The organism is Niallia circulans (genome assembly GCF_003726095.1).
GTDB lineage: Bacteria > Bacillota > Bacilli > Bacillales > Cytobacillaceae > Niallia > Niallia circulans_A.
In genome coordinates, this window is the sequence record NZ_CP026031.1 from 4,802,727 (window position 1) to 4,825,727 (window position 23,001).

The following is a 23,001-nucleotide window of genomic DNA, read 5'->3' on the forward strand; positions in this document are numbered from 1 at the left end:
AAATGTTTACATCTCTGTCATCTATAAACAAAGTGTGAAAATGAAACTTTTTAAACGTTCAATCAGTATATGTATATAACGGAAATTTTTCACGGCAGCAGAGCAGCGAGTGGATAAATAAGGTATGATTAGTATAAGAAGAGATAAAAATTGAGGTGATTTACTTGATCCTTCATTATAAATGCCCAAATTGTGGGGGAGATATGAGCTTTAATGCAGATACAGGCAGTTTATCTTGCCCTAGCTGTGGAAATGAAGAGAATATTGAGAGCTATCCAGAAAATTTAATGACCGCTTCTTTTGAAGAGAATGAGGTGAAGGAATACCATTGTGACAACTGCGGGGCAGTATTACTAACAGAAGCAGACACAACGGCAACAAATTGTAGCTTTTGCGGTGCAGGCGTTGTTATTGCTGACCGCTTGGCAGGAGCGCTTGCTCCTAAGAAAGTGATCCCTTTTACAATCAGTAAAGAAGAAGCTATGGCGGCTTTTCAAAAATGGTGCAGAAAGGGACTATTGACTCCAAAGGGATTTATGAATGCAGACAGGATAAAAAGTATTACTGGTATGTATGTACCATTCTGGCTTTATGATTTAAACAGTGATGTTGATGTAACTGCCCTTTGCACAAAGGTCCGGACGTATACAAGCGGTGATTATATCTATACGGAAACGAAGTATTATGAAGCATATCGAAAGATAAATTTAGATTATACGAAAATTCCAGTTGATGCTTCTGAAAAAATGAAAGATGAATTAATGGATAAATTGGAACCTTTTCCATATGAGCAGTTAAAAGATTTTAAAACACCTTATCTAGCTGGCTTTATTTCTGAAAAATATAATTATACGGATGCGGAATTATTGCCGCGAGCCAAAGATAAAGTGAGTGATTACATTGATTCCTTTGTACACTCTACTTTTATAGGGTATCATACGATAAATTATCGGGATAGAAATATTGATACAAAAGCGGTCCGGAGTGATTATGTCTTGCTACCTGTATGGATGGTCAGTTACGATTACGAAAGCCAAGAGCATATTTTTGCGATGAATGGGCAGACAGGAAAAGTAGTCGGGAAACCGCCGATTAGTAAAGGCAAGGTAGCGCTATGGTTTAGCGGAATTGCTTGCGGCACATTCCTTGCATTAAAAGGTATCTCCTTCTTAATGGGTGGTGGTTTCTTTTGAGAAAAATTTTAAGGAACTATAGTAGTTTACTATTTATTGCCTTGGCAATATTTACTCTGTTTTCAGGCAGTGCTGTAAGTGCGGCTTCAGAAAATCAAACGGAATATATCTTTGATGATGCCCAGCTTTTAACAGATTCTGAAAAAACAGAACTGGAAAGCTTAGCAGAGGAATTAGGCGAAGAAACCGAAACTGCCTTATTGATTCTTACGCTAGATGGTACAGATGGAAAAAAAATCAAAAGATATGTTCAGGATTATTATGACGAAGAAGCCCCTGGCTATGACCAGCCTCATGGAAATACAGCCATCTTAGCCATTGATATGGAAGAAAGAGATATTTATTTAGCAGGTTTTAAAAAAGCGGAAGATGCATTGGATAATGCGACAATCGATTATATCCGTGAAGAGATAACGCCAGCTTTATCAGATGGTGATTATTTTGAAGCTTTTTCCACTTTTATGCATGAATCGACTTATTATTTAGTGGATGATCCGGCTAATTTAGAAAATGATTATGATTATAGCGGCATAGATGAGGCTCGAAATGAATATAACGAGGAAAATAATGCAAGTGGAATGCCAGCATTTTTCTTTCATTGGGGCTTTCAGCTAATTGCCTCGCTCGTGATTGCAGGGATCATCGTTAGTATAATGGTTTTCCAATCTGGAGGAAAAGTAACCGTGAATGGCAATACGTATATGGATAACTCGAAGATTATAAATAGACATGATCGCTTTATTCGAAAAACAGTAACAAAACAAAGAAAGCCACAAAACAACTCAGGTGGCGGTGGCGGGATCACTGGCGGTGGTCACTCCCATAGTGGAAGCGGAGGAAAATTCTAAACAAATATTTACTTATTGAAAGGGGTTAAAAAAGGATGTCATTTTTTCGTAATCAATTTGCCAATGTAGTGGAATGGGAAGAATTTCGTGAAGATATGATTTTTTATAAATGGAAAAATCGTGAAATTAAAAAGGGAAGTAAATTAATTATTCGCCCAGGACAGGATGCTATCTTCTTAAATAATGGCAATATAGAAGGAGCTTTTCAAGAGGAGGGTGAGTATGATATTGAATCGCAAATTGTTCCATTTCTGTCCACTTTAAAAGGCTTTAAGTTCGGATTCAATAGTGGAATGCGAGTTGAAGTACTATTCGTCAATACTAAGGAATTTACAGTTAAATGGGGCACGAAAAACGCAATAAATATACCAGCTGCTGGGCTTCCTGGTGGAATGCCAATAAGAGCAAACGGAACCTTTCAATTTAAAGTAAAGGACTATATCGCGCTGATCGATAAAATTGCTGGGATTAAAAATCAATATTTAGTAGAAGATGTAAAAATTCGCATTATCTCTGTGCTGGATCAATTATTAATGAAGTGGATAGTCACAGCAGGCAAGGATATGTTCAATCTCCAAGCAAACTCCTTTGAAATTGCCAAAGGCATTCAAGAAGATTTAAATAGCCAGATGATGGAAAGCGGGCTTGCGATAACAGGCTTCCAGATTATGAGCTTCAGCTATCCGCAAGAAGTACAGGAAATGATTAATAAAAATGCCTCACACGGAATGGTTGGCAATATAGATAAGTACCAGCAAATCTCGATGATTGATGGCATGGCTAATGGGAAAATGTCAGGCGGGGGTGCAGCGTCTGATATGGCTGGCATGATGATGGGAATGAATATGGCTAATCAAATGATGGATAAAATGAATAAGCAAAATCAAAGCCAGGGGCAAAATCAGCAGCAAGCGCCGGCTCAACAACCAACACCAGAAGCAGCATCCCAGAATCAAGAGAAAAAACGGCCCAATTTTTGTCCGAACTGTGGAACGAAAACAGGGGAAGGCAATTTCTGCTCCAATTGTGGCCATAAATTAGTATAAAAGAGACGCAAAACGGTTTTCCATAGAGGGAAACCGTTTTGTTTTTGGGTTTATAGGTTGTTATTTTACAAACACAAAAAGCATTTTATTGACATTATATAGAAGGTGAGGTAAATTAGTTAGTATTCTAAGTAATTGAAAAGGAAGGAATGAACATGAAGGAGAGGGAGTTTGAAGTAAATTTTCAATATCTTATTCGCACCATTAATCATAAAATTAAGCTAAGTGGTGATAAAAGGTTGGAAGCGCATGGGATTACATTAGAACAGGCTCGTACTATGGGTTTCATTGATGCGCATGAGGAACAGGGGATTACGCATAAGGATTTAGAATCAAGGTTTAATCGAAAGGGTTCCTCCATCAGTAGTATCATTCATAATTTGGAAAAAAAAGATTTTATAAAACGTACAATTGATCCAAAGGATGAGCGTAGAAAGTTATTGTCTCTTTCAGAGAAAGGGAAAAAAATCGTAGGTGATTTTGAAGCTTTTTTTGCAAATGCTGAGAATATGCTGGTAGAGGGTTTTAGTGAAGAAGAGAAAAAACAGCTATTTCATTTTTTAGAACGAATGAATGTAAATGTAGACAAACAACTTTAGCAAAGTGATATCTTACAGGGGATATCACCGTATATAGTTAGAGTTCTAAGTAAATAAAAAACTAAATTGTTTTTCCTTTTCAATACATTTAGATTAAGTACGGTTCAACGAATGAGGTCTGTTTATTACAAATAAATAGTTAGATTTCTAACTAAATAAAAAAGAAAGTAGTGGGAATATGGAAAAAGAAAATCTTTATTATTTTGAAAAAGCACCAATTGCTAAAGCGGTTGCCCATTTTGCTATCCCAATGATGCTTGGTATGTCAATGACAGTAGTTTATTCGATTTTAAATGCTTATTTTATTGGCTTTTTACAGGACACTGCGATGCTTACAGCTATTACACTAGCACTTCCCGTCTTTGCTCTAATCATGGCTTTTGGAAATTTAATAGGAATGGGAGGGGGTACCTATATATCAAGGCTTCTTGGTGAAAAAAAATATTATAGAGTAAAACAAGTATCTTCGATTTCTATTTACAGTTCTATATTATTAGGTTTATTAATCATTATAATTACAGTTCCATTGATAGATTCGATTGTTTCATTATTGGGTAGTAGCCTCCATTCCTTCGATTATACAAAACAATACGTATTGATGTTAATTATTGGTTCACCGTTTATCATTTTATTTTTTACTATGGAACAATTAGTTCGATCAGAAGGTGCGGCAAATGTTTCTATGATTGGAATGATATTTAGTGTTGCCATAAATATTGTGCTTGATTTATTGTTTATTTTTGTTTTAAAGCTAGGAATTATGGGGGTCGCAGCAGCAACCATTCTCTCAAATATTATGGCTTGTATTTATTTTAGTTATTATATGGGAAAAAAGAGCAAATTCCTTACCTTATCTTTTCGAGAATTTTCATTCGAAAAAACTATCTTTAAGCATATTTTAACGATTGGGGTTCCCGTATTTTTGATGAATGTGTTTATGGGAGTTACAGCCCTATTCTTTAATCACTTTATGATGATATATGGAGATAAAGCAGTTGCTGGTTATGGAATTTCCTCAAGATTACAACAGTTTCCTGAGTTTTTCATCATGGGAGTTTGTGAGGGGGTAGTGCCGTTAATAGCTTATTCCTTTACAGCAGATAGAAAGCGGATGAAAAAAGTTTTGGCGTTTACGAGTAAGCTTATACTAGGAATGGCCGTTCTTTTTGGATTAATTATCTTTTTTACATCCAGCAACCTTATCGGTTTATTTACTAATGATATCGAATTAATTACAGTAGGAAGCTATATCTTAAAAGTAACGTTCTTATCTATGTTTTTATCTGGTTTTACATTCTTAATTATTGGCATGTTTCAGGCGACTGGTCAGGGTACTGCTGCCTTTGTTATGGCCTTTGTGCAAGGATTGGTGTTAATTCCTATTTTGTTTTTTGCTAATTTCACTTTTGGTTTTCATGGTGTCGTTTGGTCCCTGTTTATAGCAGATAGTATTACATTCATAGTAGCCGCAGCTATATTATATGTATTAAGAAATAAATTAAATAGTCCTTCTGTGGAAGAGTTGCTGCAAGGAGAATAATACGCCAAAATAATGGATTCTTGCTTAGGAAAACAAAAATGCAATATTGCTGTAATAGGAGAAGAAACACTAATTCCTCTAGTCTCAGCAATATTGCAGAGATAGTGTCTATTTATGTAAGCTATAAGGGGAACGAGAGAAATTTAGTCTTTTTCGGTTTACAATCAATAAATTATAAAGTAGTATGTAAGAGGTTTAAAGATTACAAGCAAGGAGTTGAATTTTTATGAGTACTCGAAAGTGTATGGAACCTGAACCAGAACCCACGGCCATGAAAGAGGAAGTCATATATAGCCCTTCCTTTAGAAGTTTGAATACTGATAAAGATTCAACTTTATTTGGCAGAGAATGTTGACTTCCTCTACAACAAGAGGAGGTAAAAGCATGAGAAAAATTTATATTTCAAATGAAGATGGAATGTTGCAGGAAACAGATAAAGTAGTCAATGGCTGCTGGATCAATTTAATAGCACCAACAGAGCAGGAGATAACAGAAATTGCAACAGGTTTAGATATTCCATTAGCGTTTATGAAAGATCCATTGGATGAAGAAGAGCGTTCAAGAATTGAAAAAGATGGGGAGAATATATTGATCATTGTCAATCTTCCGCTCGTTTCGTTTGATGAAAAAAAGACACAAATTTATGACACCATTCCATTAGGAATGATTATTGCCAAGAATTGCTTTATTACTGTTTGCTTAAAGGATAATCCTATTTTTCAACAATTTTCTGAAGGAAGAATGAAGAGCTTTTTTACGTACAAAAAAACTCGTTTTTCCTTGCAAATACTGTATAGTATGGCGACAGCTTATTTAAAATATTTAAAGCAAATCAGCAAGAAGACAGATAGCATTGAAAAAGAGCTGCAGCAGTCCATGAAAAATAAAGAGCTTTTCTCTTTGCTTAACATCGAAAAAAGTTTAGTGTACTTTACGACTTCTTTAAAATCGAATAATATTGTTATGCAAAAAATGCTTAAAAGTAATTATTTGAAAATGTATGAAGATGATCAAGAATTGTTAGAGGATGTTATCATTGAGAATCAGCAAGCAATTGAGATGGCCGAAACCCATATGTCGATTTTAAGTGGAATGATGGATGCCTTTGCTTCAGTTATTTCCAATAATGTTAATATGGTCATGAAGTTTCTCACATCCTTCACGATTATTTTATCCTTACCAACAATGGTTGCGAGCTTTTACGGCATGAATGTGCATATTCCATTTCAGGATATGTCCTATTCTTTCACCATTGCGATTATGATTTCCTTCCTATTATCAGGAATAACAGCTCTAGTCTTTTGGAAAAAGAAATTCTTTTGATAATGTACAGCTCCTCCTTATGATAGGGAGGAGCTTCTTTAATAAAATGCTCGAAACTCTTTTGGTGTGAAGCCTGTTTCCTTTTTAAAGGTGGCAACAAAATGACTGGTGTCATTGAAGCCAGTTAAGAACGTAATGTCCTTGATTTTTATTTCTCTATTGGTAACTAAGATTTCTTTTGCCTTTTTTATTCTGTATGCAAGGATATATTGATAGATAGAAACACCGACAAATCGTCTAAAAAGCTTATTCAAGTATTGTGGGGAGATATAGAGTCTCTTTGCGATATCGCCAATATCACATTTCTCTACATAGTTTGTTTCAATCCATTGGATACTCGGCCAAATATATTGCTGATATAAATCATTAGTATGGACGGTTCTATGTAAGCCATGGTCTCGTATATTTAATAAAAAGGTATACACATCAATGGAAAGCTGCTGCTGTCTATTTTGGTTTTCGTTTTTTATATGGGACAACATTTTTCTCGTCCAATTACTGTAAGAGAAATCTTGGCAATCGTTGGCAAGATAGTATGGAGCAGTTCCAAGGATATCTGCTATATTTGGAGAAAAAGTACCGTTAATCGTTAAAAAATTTGTTTGCCAGCCCTTGGCCGAAATGGCCTGATAGTAATGTGAAACAAATGGTGTAATCAGAATTCCTTCCGAAGGTCTTAAGCGGATCTTTTCATTTTCAATGGTGACCTCCCCTAACCCCTCTTCCGTTTGTAACCAATGGTAATACGGATAGCCATCCGCTCGCATAATCATTTCTTGCTCCCACTGATAGCCGATGCTTTCGATGGAAAAGGGATTAGAACCATCTAATAAATTAAAATGTACTTCCATTTATGTATCCCCTTACATTAGTTTCATATTTTTATATAAACTAGTTACTCTTATTATACTTTTTCTTTATTTGCCTATCTATAATGAATGTATAAAAAAAGTGGAGGGATGAAGATGGCGAAAAAATTCTTTAATCGTATTTTATATGGAGGAGATTATAATCCGAATCAATGGCCAAAAGAGATTTGGGAAGAGGATATGCGGATATTTAAAAAGGCGGGGATTAATTCAGCGACGATTAATGTTTTTTCATGGGCAAAAATTCAACCTTCTGAAGATGAATACTACTTTGAGGAGCTAGATGACATAGTTGAAATGCTAAGCCGGGATAAGTATGATATCATCCTGGCCACGTCAACAGCTTCGTTACCAGCATGGATGGTAAAAAAATATCCAGAAGTAGCACGAACTGATTATGAGGGCAGACACCATAAATTTGGACAGAGACATAATGCCTGCCCAAACAGTCTCGTTTACCAAAAGTATGCAAGTAAACTAGCGGGGAAATTAGCAGAAAGATACGGAAATAATCCATATGTTACTTGTTGGCATATTAACAATGAATATGGCGGCGAGTGTTACTGTGAAAACTGTGAAAAGGCATTTCGAGTGTGGCTGAAAAAACGATATCAAACGATTGAAGCATTGAACCAAGCATGGAATTTGGAATTTTGGGGTCATACCATCTATGAGTGGGATGAAATCGTTCTTCCGAATGCATTAAGTGAAGGGATTGGCAGTGATAAAACCGCATTTGCAGGAATATCTATCGATTACCGCCGCTTTAATTCCGATAGTATGCTGGAAAATTACAAGATGGAACGGGATGCTATACGAAGATATGACGCCGATACGCCTATCACCACAAATTTAATGGGCACTTATAAAAATTTAGATTACTTTAAATGGGCAAAAGAAATGGATCTCGTTTCATGGGATAATTATCCAAGCTATAATACACCATTGAGCTACACAGCGATGTGTCATGATTTAATGCGCGGACTTAAAGATGGGCAGCCGTTTATGTTAATGGAACAAACTCCTAGCCAGCAAAACTGGCAGCCTTATAATTCCTTAAAGCGACCTGGGAAAATGCGGGCACAAAGTTACCAAACGATAGCACATGGAGCAGATACGATTCAATTTTTCCAGCTGCGCCGTTCCGTCGGAGCATGCGAGAAATTTCATGGTGCTGTTATTGAGCATGTCGGGCATGAAAATACAAGAGTGTTTCGAGAGGTAAGAGAACTTGGGAATGAATTGCAGAATTTAGGGGATGAATTTTTAGGCTCTACCATTGATAGTAAGGTTGGCATCATTTTTGACTGGGAAAACTATTGGGCGCTCGAGTATACGAGTGGACCAAATAAAGATTTAAAATATGTTGATCAAATTCATCAATACTATCAATATTTTTATACAAAGAATATTCCAGTTGATATGATCTCGGTTGATAGTGACCTCTCTAAGTATGACATGGTCGTTGCCCCAGTTCTTTATATGATGAAAGCAGGACTGGCAGAGCGAATCACTGCATTTGTGGAAAATGGCGGACATTTTGTTACTACTTTTATGAGCGGAATTGTTAATGAATCAGATAATGTCTACCTTGGCGGGTACCCAGGACCATTAAGAGAAATAGCAGGAATCTGGGTCGAGGAAATTGACGCATTAGCCCCAGAACAAAAAAACGGGGTTGAATTTGCGGATGGAAATATCTATACCTGTCAGCTGCTATGTGACATTATTCATCTAGAAGGAGCAGAGACTGTCGCTGCTTATAAAAAAGATTTTTACGGAAATACACCGGCTATTACAAAAAACACTTATGGAAAAGGGACTGTTTGGTATGTTGGTACACAAGTAGAACAGACTGGTCTTACTCATTTATTGAACCAAGTGATAGAGGGAACAGAGGCAAAGCCAATTTGTTCAAATGGAGAGGGTTTAGAAATTACGAAAAGAGATACAGACAAAGCTTCGTTTTATTTTGTCATTAACCAACAGGTAAACAAGCAGCAATTACCGGAAGAGCTGGTTGGTAAGGTTAATCTACTAACTGGAGAAGTGGTGAAGGAAGCTGTGGAATTAAAGCAATTTGATGTACTTATATTGAAATAAAAATTACGTGGAGTTTGGCTACATCGAATAAGTCGATGTAGCTTTTTTATTTGGGAGTATGGAGGAAGGCGGATGAGATTTGCTGCTAGATGAAGGGGCGGGCGAGATGATGTTGATGGATGGGATGAAAATCACAATTTGTGAGAGAGAAGGGAAAAGAGGCGTTCATGGAGAGGATGAAAGCCGAAATTTAGGAAGGAAGAGAGAAAAGAGGTGTTCATGAAGAGAGTGAAAGCCACAATCCGGGGAGGCTGAGGAAAAAATGGTGTTCATCAAGTGGATGAACACCACAATCCAGAAAGATCGAGGGAAAAGAGGTGTTCATGAAGAGAGTGAAAGCCATAATCCGGGGAGGCTGAGGAAAAAATGGGGTTCATCAAGTGGATGAAAGCTACAATCCAGGAAGAGCGAGGGAAAAGAGGCGTTCATGGAGAGGATGAAAGCCGAAATTTAGGAAGGAAGAGAGAAAAGAGGTGTTCATGAAGAGGATGAAAGCCACAATCCAGGGAGGCTGAGGGAAAAGAGGCGTTCATCAAGCAAATGAACACCAACAATCTCAGGACTAAACTAAAAAATGGTGTTCATTAAAAGAAGATTTAAAACAAAAAGAAAAGGTGTTTTTCTTCAAACACCTTTTCTTTAGACGTAAAGTTTTATTCTATTAATTTGTACGACTTTTATCGAATCGACTACACGGGATTACTATAATACGTAATGAAATTTATATCTTGATCGTAATTTCCAAACCCTTTTCCGAATAAAGTAACGCCGCCAAGATTTTCTGCATCTTCTTTTACTGCTACTTTTAAATCCCACATTCCACTTTGTTCTTCGCGAAACTGATCAATAGTAGTATCGGATAATTTTTTGCCATCAGCATAAACCCCGTGCTTGGTGATGCGAATAGTAAGCAAGATACCGTATTGGTTGGTTTCATTTGGCCACCAATCGGGGGTAAAACGGCCTCTTGTGTCAGAGAAGTCTCCTGGACTAGTCCACGTACACAGTTCTTTACCATTTAAAGAAAATGTAATATCAGAAGGCCAGACATTATTTGAATAAGGAAATTCAGAAGAAGCTTCCAAGACAATATCAATCATCTCTAGTCTATCTTTTTCTTTCAGAATAGAAGGAATGCGATATTCAATAAATCCTTTCGTGAACCACAGGATAGCTGCCTGATTTTTTTCTGGATCCATAAAGTATTTAGGATCATCGTATTCGCCAATAGCTTTAGCGGTAGTCGCCAGGCCGCAGGTTGGGTAAACTTCAAAATTAAAATAGTGACCAACTGGAATTGCCTGTTTATAGGTTTCAAAAGCAGAGTAAATCTTTTGAGGAAATTGTATTTCGATTCGATCTACTTTTAAGATAGCAATTTTTTGCAGACCAGATTTGCCAGGGATTGTTTCAGTTTTTACTAAACCTGCATCACTCATTTTTGTAATATGTCTACTGACTATGGCACTGCTTATATTCAATTCTTTTGCGAGCTCACCAATATTCATTTTTTTCTTGGATAATAATTTAATAATGTTTATTCGTGTAGGGCTGGATAGAACCTCGTACACAGGGATAGAATTTTCCGATATATCTAATTGCATCTTTGGTACCCCCTTTATTACTATTATATTACTACAAGAATAAGTTAATAGCAAAATCAAATATTATATATAACTAATTAGTTAATTAAAAATAATGATATTATCATAATAGTATACCGTTAAGTTATTGACAACGCTTTCTTATTGTATTATATTTTAGTCATGAGTTTATCTTTTTAACTATGTAACTAGCAATAGTAGAAAGGAGGATATTATACATAGAATTGTGAACAACTTAGTAATTTGTTATTGTTTTTCCAAAAATTAAAAATGGAGGAATCACAACATGCGAGTGAAATTATTAGTAGATAAACAAGGACCAACAATAAGTAAATATATTTATGGACAATTTGCAGAACATCTAGGACGGTGCATTTATGAAGGTGTTTGGGTTGGTACCGACTCTGATATTCCAAATGAAAATGGAATTCGTAAAGATGTTGTAAATGCATTAAAAGAGATTCAAATTCCTGTAGTTCGGTGGCCAGGTGGTTGTTTTGCTGATGAATATCATTGGAAAGACGGGATTGGACCAATAGAGAATAGAAGTACAATAGTGAATACACATTGGGGTGGAGTAACAGAAAATAACCACTTTGGTACCCATGAATTCTTTGAATTGGTCCGCCAATTAGATTGTGAAGCTTATATTAATGGAAATGTAGGAAGCGGGACAGTTCAAGAAATGCAAGAATGGGTAGAATATATGACCATGAATGGCGAATCTCCAATGGCAAATCTCCGCCGGCAAAATGGCCAGGAGGAAGCATGGAAAGTAGAATTTTTTGGTGTTGGTAATGAATCCTGGGGCTGTGGCGGAAATATGCGTCCAGAATATTATGCGGACCTTTACCGGAGATATCAGACCTATGTTCGGAAATATGGAGAGCGTAATATCTACAAAATTGCCTGTGGGGCAAGTGTAGATGACTATAATTGGACAGAAGTATTAATGAAAAATGCAGCAAGGTTTATGGATGGAATTAGCCTCCACCATTACTCCATTCCAACAAGAGTATGGGAGGATAAAGGCGATGCTATAAATTTCCCAGAAGAACAGTGGTATTCTGTATTAGAGCATGCTCAGTACATGGACGAATTGATTACCAAACACAGTACAATAATGGATAAATATGATCCAGAAAAACGTGTTGGTTTAATTGTAGACGAGTGGGGAGCTTGGTATAACGTAGAACCTGGAACAAATCCTGGCTTCTTATATCAGCAAAACACTATTCGTGATGCTATGCTTGTGGCAATTACATTAAATATTTTCCATAAGCATGCAGACCGAGTTCATATGGCGAATATTGCACAGATGGTGAACGTTTTGCAAGCAATGCTATTAACAGAAGGGGAGAAAATGATCAAAACCCCTACTTATCATGTTTTTGATTTGTATAAACATCATCAGGATGCAGAGTTAGTTGATTCCTATGGGGATGAAAGTAATCATGTAACATATACAGCTTCTAAGAAGGATGGAAAATTAACGGTTTCACTATGTAACTATGATTTAACGGAAACGAGAGAAATTACCCTTTCCAGAGAAGAAGGGGAGTTTGAAATAGTGGAAGCAGAATATATTACGGCAGATGCAATGAATGCTCATAATACATTTGAAGAACCAGAGGCTGTAGCAAAAAAAGAGTTTACTAGCTATATAGTTGAGAAAGGAACATTAAAGGTTACTTTACCACCTATGAGTGTTGCAAGCATCGTAACAAAGGAAAACTGAGATGGCTTGTGTAGGCTGCGAGCTAAAGGAACAAGTTAGTCAATTAGATGTTGATGCACTTGTTCAAGAACAGCTTTCCTTCGAAGTAGATTTAGCGCGAGAGGAAATAAGAGATCTACGATTGAGCATATGTGTCCAGTGTGAGCACCTAAATCAACATACCTGTGGAAAATGCGGATGTTTTGTCCGCTTCCGTGCTAGCTTAGACAAAAAAAGCTGTCCTGATAAAAAATGGTAGGACTGACAAAAATGAAATATTAAGTGAGATAAAGGAAGGCAGCACATTGTTGCCTTCTTTCTTTATGGATAAAAGTACAAACAGATATTTTTAGAGAAAAAGGTGTAATCTTTTTAAGAGAAGGGAAAGAAAAAAGCAAAAAAATGTATGGAAAAAAATTGGCTGCAACCTTATAATAAACTTTTGAATTTAAATGGAAAAATAAAATTTTAATAAGATGACCTTATGCAAAAGAGTAATAAAAATTTTTTAGCGTTTGTCTAAAGGCGAATATTTTTTAGGATGATAAAAAATGAAGAGCCTTCTTTTTAAATGAAAATTCTAATGAAAACAGTCTGTATCAAATGTTAGTTAAATTCATTCAAAATCATTCGACAAGGAAATATAAAAATCTATCAAATTTAAGCGATAATTGTTGACAAAAAAATATAAAAGTACGTTATTGACTCTTACCTCAAAAAAGGATTATATAGTCTTAGACACAATATATTGAAACGGAATATCGACATCTATCTATATTTAGTAGACTTTGTAAGAAATGGAGCGTATTGCTTAAAATATAGCTTTTTTTCTTTTTTTTATTCAAGTCTTTGTAAGGAGGGAGAATTTGTGCTTATTGTTTATGACAGTAAGACGGGAAATGTACGAAGATTTTTTAATAAATTAGGACTTCCAGCAAATAAAGGAATCGAGATAAGCGCTGGGTTAAAAGTTCATGAACCATATATACTATTAACTTACACAACCGGGATGGGACAAGTTCCTCAAACAACTTTAGACTTCCTTAAAATAAATCATCCAAACCTTCATGCTGTAGTTGCCAGTGGAAATAAAAACTGGGGCCAGAATTTTGCTTTAAGTGCTAATAAAATATCAACCATGTACGGAGTACCAATCTTACATAAATTTGAAATGAGTGGTATGCCTGAAGATGTAGAGATAGTTAGAGAAAGGGTGCAAAGTATTAGCTATGAGACATATAGAACTAAACAACGAAGTGACACAGCTTAATGAAAAGGGGTTTTTCCGCCTCGAAAAAGATAAAGAAGCTGTTGCTGAATTTCTAGAATCTGAAATCAATCCAAAATTGATTCGTTTTGACTCTATTGAACAAAGATTTAAATATATGGTGGAAGAGGACTTCTATTATCCACAGGTTTTAGAACAATACAAGATTTCGGAAATTGAGGAAATTACAAAGCTTGTATATGCATATGAATTTAAGTTTCAATCTTATATGGCTATATCCAAATTTTATAAAGATTATGCCTTAAAAACAAATGACAAGAAGCAATACCTTGAAACATATGAGGATCGAATTATTATTGTCGCTCTATTCTTAGGACAAGGTGATTTCGAAAAAGCAAAGAAAAATGCAATTGCGATGATTGAACAGCGTTACCAGCCTGCTACACCTACTTTCTTGAATGCAGGTAGAAGTCGCCGTGGTGAGATGGTTTCGTGCTTCTTATTAGAAATGGACGACTCTTTAAATTCGATTTTCCATAATATTAATACATCTGGACAGCTATCGAAAATAGGAGGGGGCGTAGCGCTTAACCTGTCGAAGCTTCGTGCCCGCAATGAGCAAATAAAAGGAATTGATAATGCTGCATCAGGTGTAGTGCCTGTCATGAAGCTTCTAGAAGATACTTTTTCTTATGCAAACCAATTGGGACAGAGAAAAGGCGCAGGTGCCGTCTACTTAAATATCTTCCATTGGGACATTGTGGAATACTTGGATACAAAGAAAATCAATGCGGACGAGAAGTCACGGATTCAAACACTTTCAATCGGCTTAATTGTGGAAAATAAATTTTTCCAATTAGCGAAAGAAAACAAAGACCTATACGTATTCGCACCATTCAGTGTGTACAAGGAATATGGCATTCATATGGATGACATGAGAATGGATGAAATGTATGAGGAGCTTGTTGCTAATCCGAACGTGAAAAAGCGTGTCATTATGTCTGCACGTGAAATGCTGACAAAAATTGCGCAAATCCAATTGGAGTCTGGTTATCCATATTTTATGAATAAATCAAATGCCAATAATGGACATGCTCTTAAGGATATTGGACAAATTAAAATGAGTAATTTATGTACAGAGATTTTCCAGCTTCAAGAGACATCAGAAATTACGGATTATGGACAAGAAGATATTATTCGCCGTGATATTAACTGTAACTTAGGCTCTTTAAACATCCCTAATGTGATGAAGCCAGGCGAAGTATTCAGAGATTCTGTTCATGTTGGTATTGAAGCATTAACTACTGTATCAAATATTTCAGACATTCAAAATGCTCCATCTGTCAAAAAAGCTAATGAAGAACTTCATGCAGTCGGTTTAGGGGCGATGAATCTTCATGGCTATTTAGCAAAAAACAAGATTAGCTATGAATCAGAAGAAGCAAAAGACTTTACGGCGACTTTCTTTATGATGATGAACTTCTATTCAATTGAGAAGAGCATGCTAATTGCTAAAGAAAGAGAAGAAACATTTAAAGAGTTCGAAAAATCGGAGTATGCTAAAGGAACTTATTTTGAAAAATATAAACAAGTAAGCTTTGCTCCGAAAACAGACAAAGTAAAAGAACTATTTGCAGGCATCTATATTCCTACTTGTGAAGATTGGGCAGAATTAGCTGCACAAGTGCAAAAACATGGGATGTATAATGCGTATCGCTTGGCTGTTGCACCAACCCAATCAATAGGGTATATCCAAAATGCGACAGCATCGGTAATGCCGGTTGTTAACCAAATTGAGTCTCGCACTTATGCTAACTCTACGACTTATTATCCGATGCCATATATGGATGAAACAAACTTCTGGTATTATAAATCAGCGTTTGATATGAACCAATTCAAGGTAATGGACTTAATCGCTGCAGCTCAAGAACATGTCGACCAAGGGATATCAACGATTCTTTACGTAAACTCAGATGTTTCTACGAAAGAATTAGCTCGTTATTATATTTATGCAAATGAAATTGGGTTAAAATCACTTTACTATACAAGAACTCGCAATCTAGCTATTGATGAGTGCATTGCATGTGCCGTTTAAGAGAAGAATGAAGAAGTAGGAGGAGGGAAACTCCTCCTGTTTTCTGGAATTACTGGGGGTAATAAAATGACAAAGTATGCTGTTAACTGGAATCAGCATGAAGATGATTTCACACAAATGTTCTATACACAGAATACTAGACAGTTTTGGCTGCCAGAAGAAATCAGCCTTTCTTCTGATAAAAATACTTGGGTGGAATTGTCGAAAGAGGAGCAAGATACTTACAAAAAAGTACTTGGTGGTCTTACGCTGCTGGATACAGAGCAAGGTGGCGAGGGAATGCCGCTAATTGGCATGCACATTGAAGGATTGCAGCGTAAGGGCGTTCTTTCGTTTATGGGTATGATGGAGCAAATCCATGCTAAATCGTATTCCACTATTTTTACTACATTAGCATCTGAAGAAGAGATTGACGAAGTATTTAATTGGGTGCATAATCACCCGCAGCTACAAGCAAAAGGGAAACGCATCTCTGAATATTATCAGAAGCTGTTTAGCCCGAAAATAAACAAATATGATCTCTATATGGCAATGGTTGCTTCCGTTTATTTGGAATCATTCCTTTTCTATTCCGGCTTCTTTTATCCACTATTTTTAGCTGGACAAGGAAAGTTAACTGCTTCAGGTGAGATCATTAACTTAATCATTCGGGATGAGAGCATTCATGGGGTCTATGTTGGGCTTCTCGCTCAAGAATTATATGCACAATTGACACCAGAGGAACAAGAACAAGCTACTCGCGAAAGATTAGAATTATTAGAATCTCTATATGAGAATGAATTGGAATATACACAGGATTTATATCAGCAAATCGGATTAGTCGAGGAAGTAAATAAATTTATCCGCTACAATGCTAATAAAGCTTGTATGAATCTTGGTTATGAACCTGTCTATCCTTCAGAACCAATCAACCCGATTGTTGAAAATGGCATGAAGACAGATACAAAGAACCATGACTTCTTCTCTGTAAAAGGAAATGGCTATGTTAAAGCGACAAAAGTAGAACCTATATCAGATGATGATTTTGTTTTTGATTGGAAGTAAGGCAAGCTATTAAAAAGAATAATTAGGTGAGTGCTAGTGCTCGATATCTAGCCTGCCTCGGAATCCCCTCCGGTTGCGGAGGGGATTTTTTTGCCTTCTTCTCACAAGGTTGTGTCTATATTTTACGGTTCGATACACTGGGATAAACGGAACATGAATTTTTTTACAAAAAGTGCAACTTTATGTATGGGTGAAACGTGGTCTAGGTGAAAGGGGGAAAAAGTTTGGAGCTAGATGATGCATATCGCATGTATGTAAATGAATTATATCGTTATCTATATTCCCTTTCAAAGGACCATCATACTGCAGAGGACTTGGTACAAGATGCCTTCTACCGAGCATATAAACAATTAGATACTTATGACATTCTGGAAATCAAGCCATGGTTATTCAAAGTAGCTTATCATGCATTTATCGATTACACCCGAAAAAGAAAACGAATTGTTCTAAAGGAATCCTTTCAGGAGGAAATAAACAATTCTACACCAGAAAGTAAAATCGTGCATAAAGAAAGCTTTAACCAGCTCTTATACTATATATCCCAGCTTTCAGAGAAAGAAGCAAATGCGATTATTTTGTGTGATTTCCATCAGTTTCCTTATAAAGAAGCAGCTGCAGTGCTAAATCTAAAAGAAAATACGGTGAAGAGTCATGTCTTCCGCGGAAGAAAAAAATTGAACAGGATGGTTCAAAAGGCAGAGGAAAATAGCATGGGGAAGAAAGGCAGGTAACTTATGAAAAAAGATGGATTTAAAGAAAAAGAAGAGAAAGATTATTTAAATAAAATACAAGAAGCAATAGATGAATTTGAAGCAGAGACTCCATTTACGGATAAGGATCAGCAATTGATTGTAAGAAGAGGGAAAGTGGAGGCGAGACTTACCAACATTTTATATAGTCTTACTATTCTCCTCCTTATCATCCCGGTTGCAACGCTAGGGAGCTATCTGTACTACGGAATAGGAAATAAGGCGAATGATTTTATTGATATCATGGAGAAAACGATTTATATTACCAAACCGAATGTAAGCTTAGAAGAAATGGAGATTGACAGCAAGATAGGCTTCTTCAATATGGATTTATCCTATGATCTATATAAAAGGGTAGGAAAAAAGGATGTTCGAATTGGAGATTCAAAGGCTCACTTCACCTTCAGTACGCCTTCTTTTCCAGATACAAGCTTTATTACAGAAAAACCATTTACTGAATACCGTGATGAGGATAAGGAAGTATTATTTCACCCCCATAGAGCCATTCCTTATATGGTTAAACAAGACGAAACGGTATTAAAAGGATTGCCGGATGGAACTGTTGCAGAGGCTTTTGTTTCATTTGACCAATTATATACAGAAAAAGAGCTATTTAGTGAATTTCCAAAGGATCTAGATTTAGTATGGTTTGCAGTTGATACAGGTTTAGAAGAGAAAAATTTAAGTGCAGATGGTGATTATATTTCCCCTATTGGATATCCGGCACAAGAAGATCCAGATAATTGGTCTCCTTTTAATAGCGATGAAATTAACAGCAAGCAATTTATGGAAATACTAACGTATCTAAGCAAAAATCAAGAAACGGCAGAAACGATTGCGGAAAGACCATTGGCACTCCCTGAAAGAATTGAATATCTACAAAAAAACGGGATTCACATCTATGGTGCTGTTGTAACAGGGCCAAAAGAATCACTTGTTAAGCTGCAGGACAACGATATGGTTAAAGGAATGAAGCTAGGGGAAGTGAGGTTATGGAATTGGTATTGAAAAAACAAAGAATAAGATCAACAAAAAATACATGGACTGGACTTGTTTCCTTTTTATTAAGCTTAGTTGCATTAACAGGAATAAACTTAGGGCTTATTTTTGAGGTGGATATTCTTCCTGAATTAGTCTTTACAAAAATCCCATTCATTAGTTTGCTTTTAGGGATAATTGGTTTATTCACAAAACGTAGGTCAAGAGCCTTTGCGATTATGGGAATTTCTCTTAGTGTTTTTATTTTCGTTTTCTTCATGATGATGTTTGGCTTAGCCTGGACAATCAATCCAAAACCATAAGCTGAAAAAAGCTATCTATCAAGGTAGCTTTTTTGTTTTAAAAGGAAAGAATTTTCATCATCCGAAAAACTTTTAGAAATTATAGTGAATATTTTCATTATTTGTAATACAATAACTCTTTGTGGGGAGGAGAAAGAATGAACTTATTAAGAACTACTTTACAGCATTTTAAACCATATTGGCGCAAGTTACTGATTGCCTTATTTTTCTCATTAGTTGGCGGTGCGTTTACGATTTTACCTCCAATCCTAGTCGGGAAATTGGTAGACGAAGTAATCGGTGATAAAGCGATAGCCTTTATATTATGGATTGTTTTCGGAATATTAGCAGCATTTCTAGGAAAAGCGCTATTTGAATCCTTACAAGAATTTGTACAGGTGAAGATTGGCTTTGATGTTATTACAGATATGCAGATTCGTGCCTTTAAAAGGCTTCATCGAACACCAATGTCCTTTTTCTCGAATACACCTCGTGGAGACATGTTATATCGCCTGACCCATGATGTAGAATCCATCCAGAATTTGAACAATACCGTGGTACCTCGGATTCTTCAGCAAGTGATTAGTGCAGTAGCAGCTTTTATCACCGTGTTTGCAATATATTGGCCAGCAGCCATTGTGATGTTCGCAGTATTTGCTATTTATATTTTTCCATCCTTTAAATTAGGGAAGACCATGCGGAAGATGAGTGCTGTACAAAGAGATATGAGTGCAGATATGTATCAGCATCTCCAGGAAAGCATTGAGAGTGTTCGACTAGTAAGAACCTATCAAACACAAAAAGACGAAATGGCAACCCAAGAGCAGAAATTAACAAATTGGAAAAATTATTCTATCCGGGCAGCTTTAATCGGAAAAGTCAATTGGCGTCTCGGAAATTTATTTAATATTGCTACACCTGGTGTGGTGATGCTTATTGGTGGATTGGCAATTTGGCAAGGGAATATTACGGTTGGAACACTTATTTCTTGCTTGAATTTTATTCCGATTATGTTTCAGCCAGTTCGTTCCTTAGCGGAAAATGCTTTAACGATTCAGCAGGCGATTCCTGCTTTACAACGAATCTACGAATATTTTGATCTGCCAGAGGAGCATGAACAAAATCTTCCGAATTTTGGTTCAGTTCAAGGTGAAATTGATTTACATAATATTTGGTTCTCCTATCCAGGAAGTGATAAGCAAGTATTAAAAGGTGTGTCGGTATCGGTAGAGAAAGGAAAGCATATCGGTATTGTTGGAACGAGTGGGGGCGGAAAGAGTACACTTATTCAAATACTGCTGGGATTATATGAACCGGAGAAAGGTTCTGTCACCATTGATGGAAAAGATCTCTTTGCTTATAATCGCAATAGTTTTCGCAGGCAGGTAGGTGTGGTCTCACAAGAAACCTTCCTATTAAATAGTACGCTTCGCAACAATCTTTTATATGGCAAACCAGATGCAACGATGGAAGAGCTGGAACAGGCTGTAGAAGCGGCAGGGTTAAAAGAGCTGATTGATTCTTTAGAGGATAAATATGAAACGATTGTCGGAGAACGTGGTTTAAAACTATCTGGAGGTCAAAGACAGAGGGTTGCCCTTGCACGAGCGATATTGCGCCAGCCGCCAGTATTGATTTTTGACGAAGCGACGTCGTCCTTAGATGGGGAAACCGAAGAGAAGGTTCAAGAATCGCTGGAACAGTTAATTCCAGGGAGAACAACCATTACGATTGCCCATCGCTTGATAACCGTTAGAAAGGCAGATACTATCCTTTTGCTTGATCAAGGAATGGTTGCCGAACAAGGAACTCATGAAGAGCTGCTAGCGCTAAAAGGGCAGTATTACCAATTATACCGAGCACAATATAGCGAGCTAGAAAAGGAGATGATTGGATGAGTAAGCAGAAAATCTCCAACCAAAAGCAAATGGGCGACGGCAAACGTGTTATTCGATTTTTAATGCCTTATAAGAAATGGGTAATTGGCGATTCTATCGTTATTGCAATTAGCCAAGTTTTTTCCGCGTTAATACCAACTTTAGCATTGAGCTGGCTCATTGATACCATCCTGCCAAGTGAGAATCATACATGGCTATGGGGATTAATGTGGTTATTGGTATTATCTGCTGTATTAGATTTAGGAATGATGATAATTGATGAGTATTTTTGCCATATTACAGCAAAGTCTGTTACAAATAGGCAAAAGCTACGATTATTTGGACATCTGCAAGTACTGCCTTTTTCATTTTATCAAAACAATTCATCTGGAGAATTGCTAGCACGAACTTCGGATGATCCAGATACCCTTCATAATTTTTTAGCATGGGAAGGGTCAACTTTTATGGCGAGTGCACAAGGGGTAGTGATTTATAGTATCGTTCTACTTTTCATTCACCCGTATTTAATGATTACAAGTGTTGTGCTTGGAATCCTTTTTTACTGGGCATCGAACTATGTTGGCGCAAGAACGAGAGCAGCATCAGCAGACGCTCGGGCAGAAGCCTCTAGATATTTAGAGAGATTAAGAGAATCTGTAACAGGTATTCATCTTTCTCGAGTAATGGGTGTTTCCGATAGTGAAGTGGAAAGTGTTATTTCCATTAGGGATTCTTTTGTGAAACATTCTCTAAAAGAATTAAAAGCAAGAATGCAGTCGGTTGTAGTGATTGCCAGTTATAATGGTTTTGCATTAGGTCTAGTATATTTTATTAGTACATTACTTATTTGGAATAACGATTTAACAAGTGGTCAAATGCTAACGGCAGGTGGTTTAGTAACGATTGCAGCAAATGAAATGCAGCGTCTTCTTCGGAATTGGCTTTCGGTCAGAAGAACAGGACCAGCATTGGATCGTTCGGATATTTTGCTTTCACAACCGGTATCGGAAGCAGAAACGAAGCAAGGGTTGAAGGGAACAAGAGCAAAGGGTGACGTTCGTTTGAAAGATGTTTCCTTTGTTTACCCGGATAAAGAGGAGAATGTCTTAAAGGGTGTCTCATTTACCATTAAGGCAGGGGAAAAGATAGCGTTAGTTGGACCAAGTGGTTCAGGGAAATCAACGATTATTGACTTGCTGTTTCGATTATATGATACGACAGAAGGGTCGATTGAAGTAGATGGTCGAGAAATCAAAGAATGGGATACAGATTGGCTTCGCTCCCAAATGGCCATTGTCACACAAGATGTATTAATGCGAAGTGGGACATTAGCAGATAATTTACGAATTGGAAAAAAAGAGGCGACAGAGGAAGAATTGTATGAGGTTCTCCGTGCGAGTGGTTTAGGTGAATTAGTAGACTCTCTTCCAGATGGACTAAATACAAAAGTTGGCGAAAGAGGAAGCCTTCTCTCTGGCGGTCAAAAACAGCGTCTATCCTTAGCAAGGGCCATTCTAAAAGATGCGCCAATCCTTGTTTTAGATGAAGCAAGTTCGGCACTAGATCCAATAACAGAGGCGAAAATTAATGAAGCAGTTTTAAAAACAACGAAGAAACAAACAATATTCATTATTTCTCACCGGTTATCAACCGTATTAGCAGCAGATCGTATTATCGTATTAGATAATGGAGTCATTGTCGAAGAAGGCACCCATACAGAACTGTTGCAGAATAACAATGGAGTATATACGCGCTTATTCAAGCGGGAAACAGATATAGGAGAAGCAACCGTCAATCATACAAATGCACAGTTGCTATAATTAACGGCAAAGAACAGTAATTTCTTATGAGAGAGATTACTGTTCTTTTTGTAGATGGAAGAGGAG

19 protein-coding genes are annotated in these 23,001 nt (G+C 36.7%); 17 read left to right on the forward strand and 2 right to left on the reverse strand.

Going from position 1 to position 23,001, the window contains the following annotated elements:
- The first annotated feature begins 164 nt into the window (after positions 1–164).
- The 6 genes from C2I06_RS22915 (at position 165) to C2I06_RS22940 (ending at position 6,549) form a co-directional block, all read left to right on the forward strand.
- Complete coding sequence (locus C2I06_RS22915; protein WP_047941645.1) at positions 165–1,193, forward strand: TFIIB-type zinc ribbon-containing protein; 1,029 nt, start codon at positions 165–167, stop codon at positions 1,191–1,193.
- Positions 1,190–2,041 (forward strand): TPM domain-containing protein, encoded by an 852-nt coding sequence (locus tag C2I06_RS22920; RefSeq protein WP_095330898.1) that lies wholly within the window; start codon positions 1,190–1,192, stop codon positions 2,039–2,041. The genes C2I06_RS22915 and C2I06_RS22920 overlap by 4 nt, the downstream gene beginning before the upstream one ends.
- Before the next feature lie 35 nt (positions 2,042–2,076).
- On the forward strand, positions 2,077–3,087 hold the full coding sequence (locus C2I06_RS22925; RefSeq protein WP_095330900.1) for an SPFH domain-containing protein: 1,011 nt from the start codon (positions 2,077–2,079) through the stop codon (positions 3,085–3,087).
- Between the two features lie 155 nt (positions 3,088–3,242).
- Positions 3,243–3,686: a MarR family winged helix-turn-helix transcriptional regulator gene (locus C2I06_RS22930; RefSeq protein ID WP_047941643.1), complete on the forward strand. Its 444-nt coding sequence runs from the start codon at positions 3,243–3,245 to the stop codon at positions 3,684–3,686.
- Between the two features lie 178 nt (positions 3,687–3,864).
- On the forward strand, positions 3,865–5,226 hold the full coding sequence (locus tag C2I06_RS22935; RefSeq protein ID WP_123258937.1) for an MATE family efflux transporter: 1,362 nt from the start codon (positions 3,865–3,867) through the stop codon (positions 5,224–5,226).
- Between the two features lie 384 nt (positions 5,227–5,610).
- Positions 5,611–6,549, forward strand: coding sequence for a magnesium transporter CorA family protein (locus C2I06_RS22940; protein ID WP_095330903.1), 939 nt, complete (start codon positions 5,611–5,613; stop codon positions 6,547–6,549).
- 38 nt (positions 6,550–6,587) lie between these two features.
- On the opposite strand, the gene C2I06_RS22945 is transcribed toward C2I06_RS22940, so the two are convergent.
- A complete protein-coding gene (locus tag C2I06_RS22945; RefSeq protein WP_123258938.1) occupies positions 6,588–7,400 on the reverse strand; it encodes an AraC family transcriptional regulator in 813 nt (270 codons plus the stop codon).
- 114 nt (positions 7,401–7,514) lie between these two features.
- On the opposite strand from C2I06_RS22945, the gene C2I06_RS22950 reads away from it, so the two are divergent.
- Positions 7,515–9,521, forward strand: coding sequence for a beta-galactosidase (locus tag C2I06_RS22950; RefSeq protein WP_123258939.1), 2,007 nt, complete (start codon positions 7,515–7,517; stop codon positions 9,519–9,521).
- Between the two features lie 689 nt (positions 9,522–10,210).
- On the opposite strand, the gene C2I06_RS22955 is transcribed toward C2I06_RS22950, so the two are convergent.
- Positions 10,211–11,125 (reverse strand): ArsR/SmtB family transcription factor, encoded by a 915-nt coding sequence (locus C2I06_RS22955; protein WP_095330909.1) that lies wholly within the window; start codon positions 11,123–11,125, stop codon positions 10,211–10,213.
- 286 nt (positions 11,126–11,411) lie between these two features.
- Between C2I06_RS22955 and C2I06_RS22960 the strand changes: the two genes are divergently transcribed.
- The 10 genes from C2I06_RS22960 to C2I06_RS23005 all read left to right on the forward strand — a co-directional run bounded on the left by C2I06_RS22960 (position 11,412) and on the right by C2I06_RS23005 (position 22,935).
- The gene (locus C2I06_RS22960; RefSeq protein ID WP_123258940.1) at positions 11,412–12,863 is read left to right on the forward strand and encodes an alpha-N-arabinofuranosidase; all 1,452 of its coding nucleotides are present in this window, start codon (positions 11,412–11,414) and stop codon (positions 12,861–12,863) included.
- 1 nt (position 12,864) lies between these two features.
- Positions 12,865–13,101, forward strand: coding sequence for a DUF6171 family protein (locus tag C2I06_RS25675; RefSeq protein ID WP_095330913.1), 237 nt, complete (start codon positions 12,865–12,867; stop codon positions 13,099–13,101).
- A 609-nt stretch (positions 13,102–13,710) separates the two neighbouring features.
- On the forward strand, positions 13,711–14,112 hold the full coding sequence (gene nrdI / locus C2I06_RS22970; RefSeq protein ID WP_047945020.1) for a class Ib ribonucleoside-diphosphate reductase assembly flavoprotein NrdI: 402 nt from the start codon (positions 13,711–13,713) through the stop codon (positions 14,110–14,112).
- Positions 14,072–16,165, forward strand: a complete 2,094-nt coding sequence (gene nrdE / locus C2I06_RS22975; protein WP_095330915.1) for a class 1b ribonucleoside-diphosphate reductase subunit alpha — start codon at positions 14,072–14,074, stop codon at positions 16,163–16,165. The genes nrdI and nrdE overlap by 41 nt, the downstream gene beginning before the upstream one ends.
- Positions 16,166–16,231: 66 nt before the next feature.
- Positions 16,232–17,209: a class 1b ribonucleoside-diphosphate reductase subunit beta gene (gene nrdF / locus C2I06_RS22980; RefSeq protein ID WP_095330917.1), complete on the forward strand. Its 978-nt coding sequence runs from the start codon at positions 16,232–16,234 to the stop codon at positions 17,207–17,209.
- A gap of 224 nt (positions 17,210–17,433) precedes the next feature.
- Entirely contained in the window at positions 17,434–17,940 is a 507-nt protein-coding gene (locus C2I06_RS22985) for a sigma-70 family RNA polymerase sigma factor (protein ID WP_047945023.1), read from the forward strand.
- Between the two features lie 3 nt (positions 17,941–17,943).
- Positions 17,944–18,966, forward strand: coding sequence for an anti-sigma factor (locus C2I06_RS22990; RefSeq protein ID WP_123258941.1), 1,023 nt, complete (start codon positions 17,944–17,946; stop codon positions 18,964–18,966).
- Positions 18,951–19,259 carry a hypothetical protein gene (locus tag C2I06_RS22995; RefSeq protein WP_123258942.1) on the forward strand — a complete coding sequence of 103 codons (309 nt, stop codon included), beginning with the start codon at positions 18,951–18,953 and terminating at the stop codon, positions 19,257–19,259. Before C2I06_RS22990 ends, C2I06_RS22995 begins: the two co-directional genes overlap by 16 nt.
- A gap of 137 nt (positions 19,260–19,396) precedes the next feature.
- Positions 19,397–21,136, forward strand: a complete 1,740-nt coding sequence (locus C2I06_RS23000; protein WP_095330923.1) for an ABC transporter ATP-binding protein — start codon at positions 19,397–19,399, stop codon at positions 21,134–21,136.
- On the forward strand, positions 21,133–22,935 hold the full coding sequence (locus C2I06_RS23005) for an ABC transporter ATP-binding protein (RefSeq protein WP_095330925.1): 1,803 nt from the start codon (positions 21,133–21,135) through the stop codon (positions 22,933–22,935). Before C2I06_RS23000 ends, C2I06_RS23005 begins: the two co-directional genes overlap by 4 nt.
- Positions 22,936–23,001: the final 66 nt, after the last annotated feature.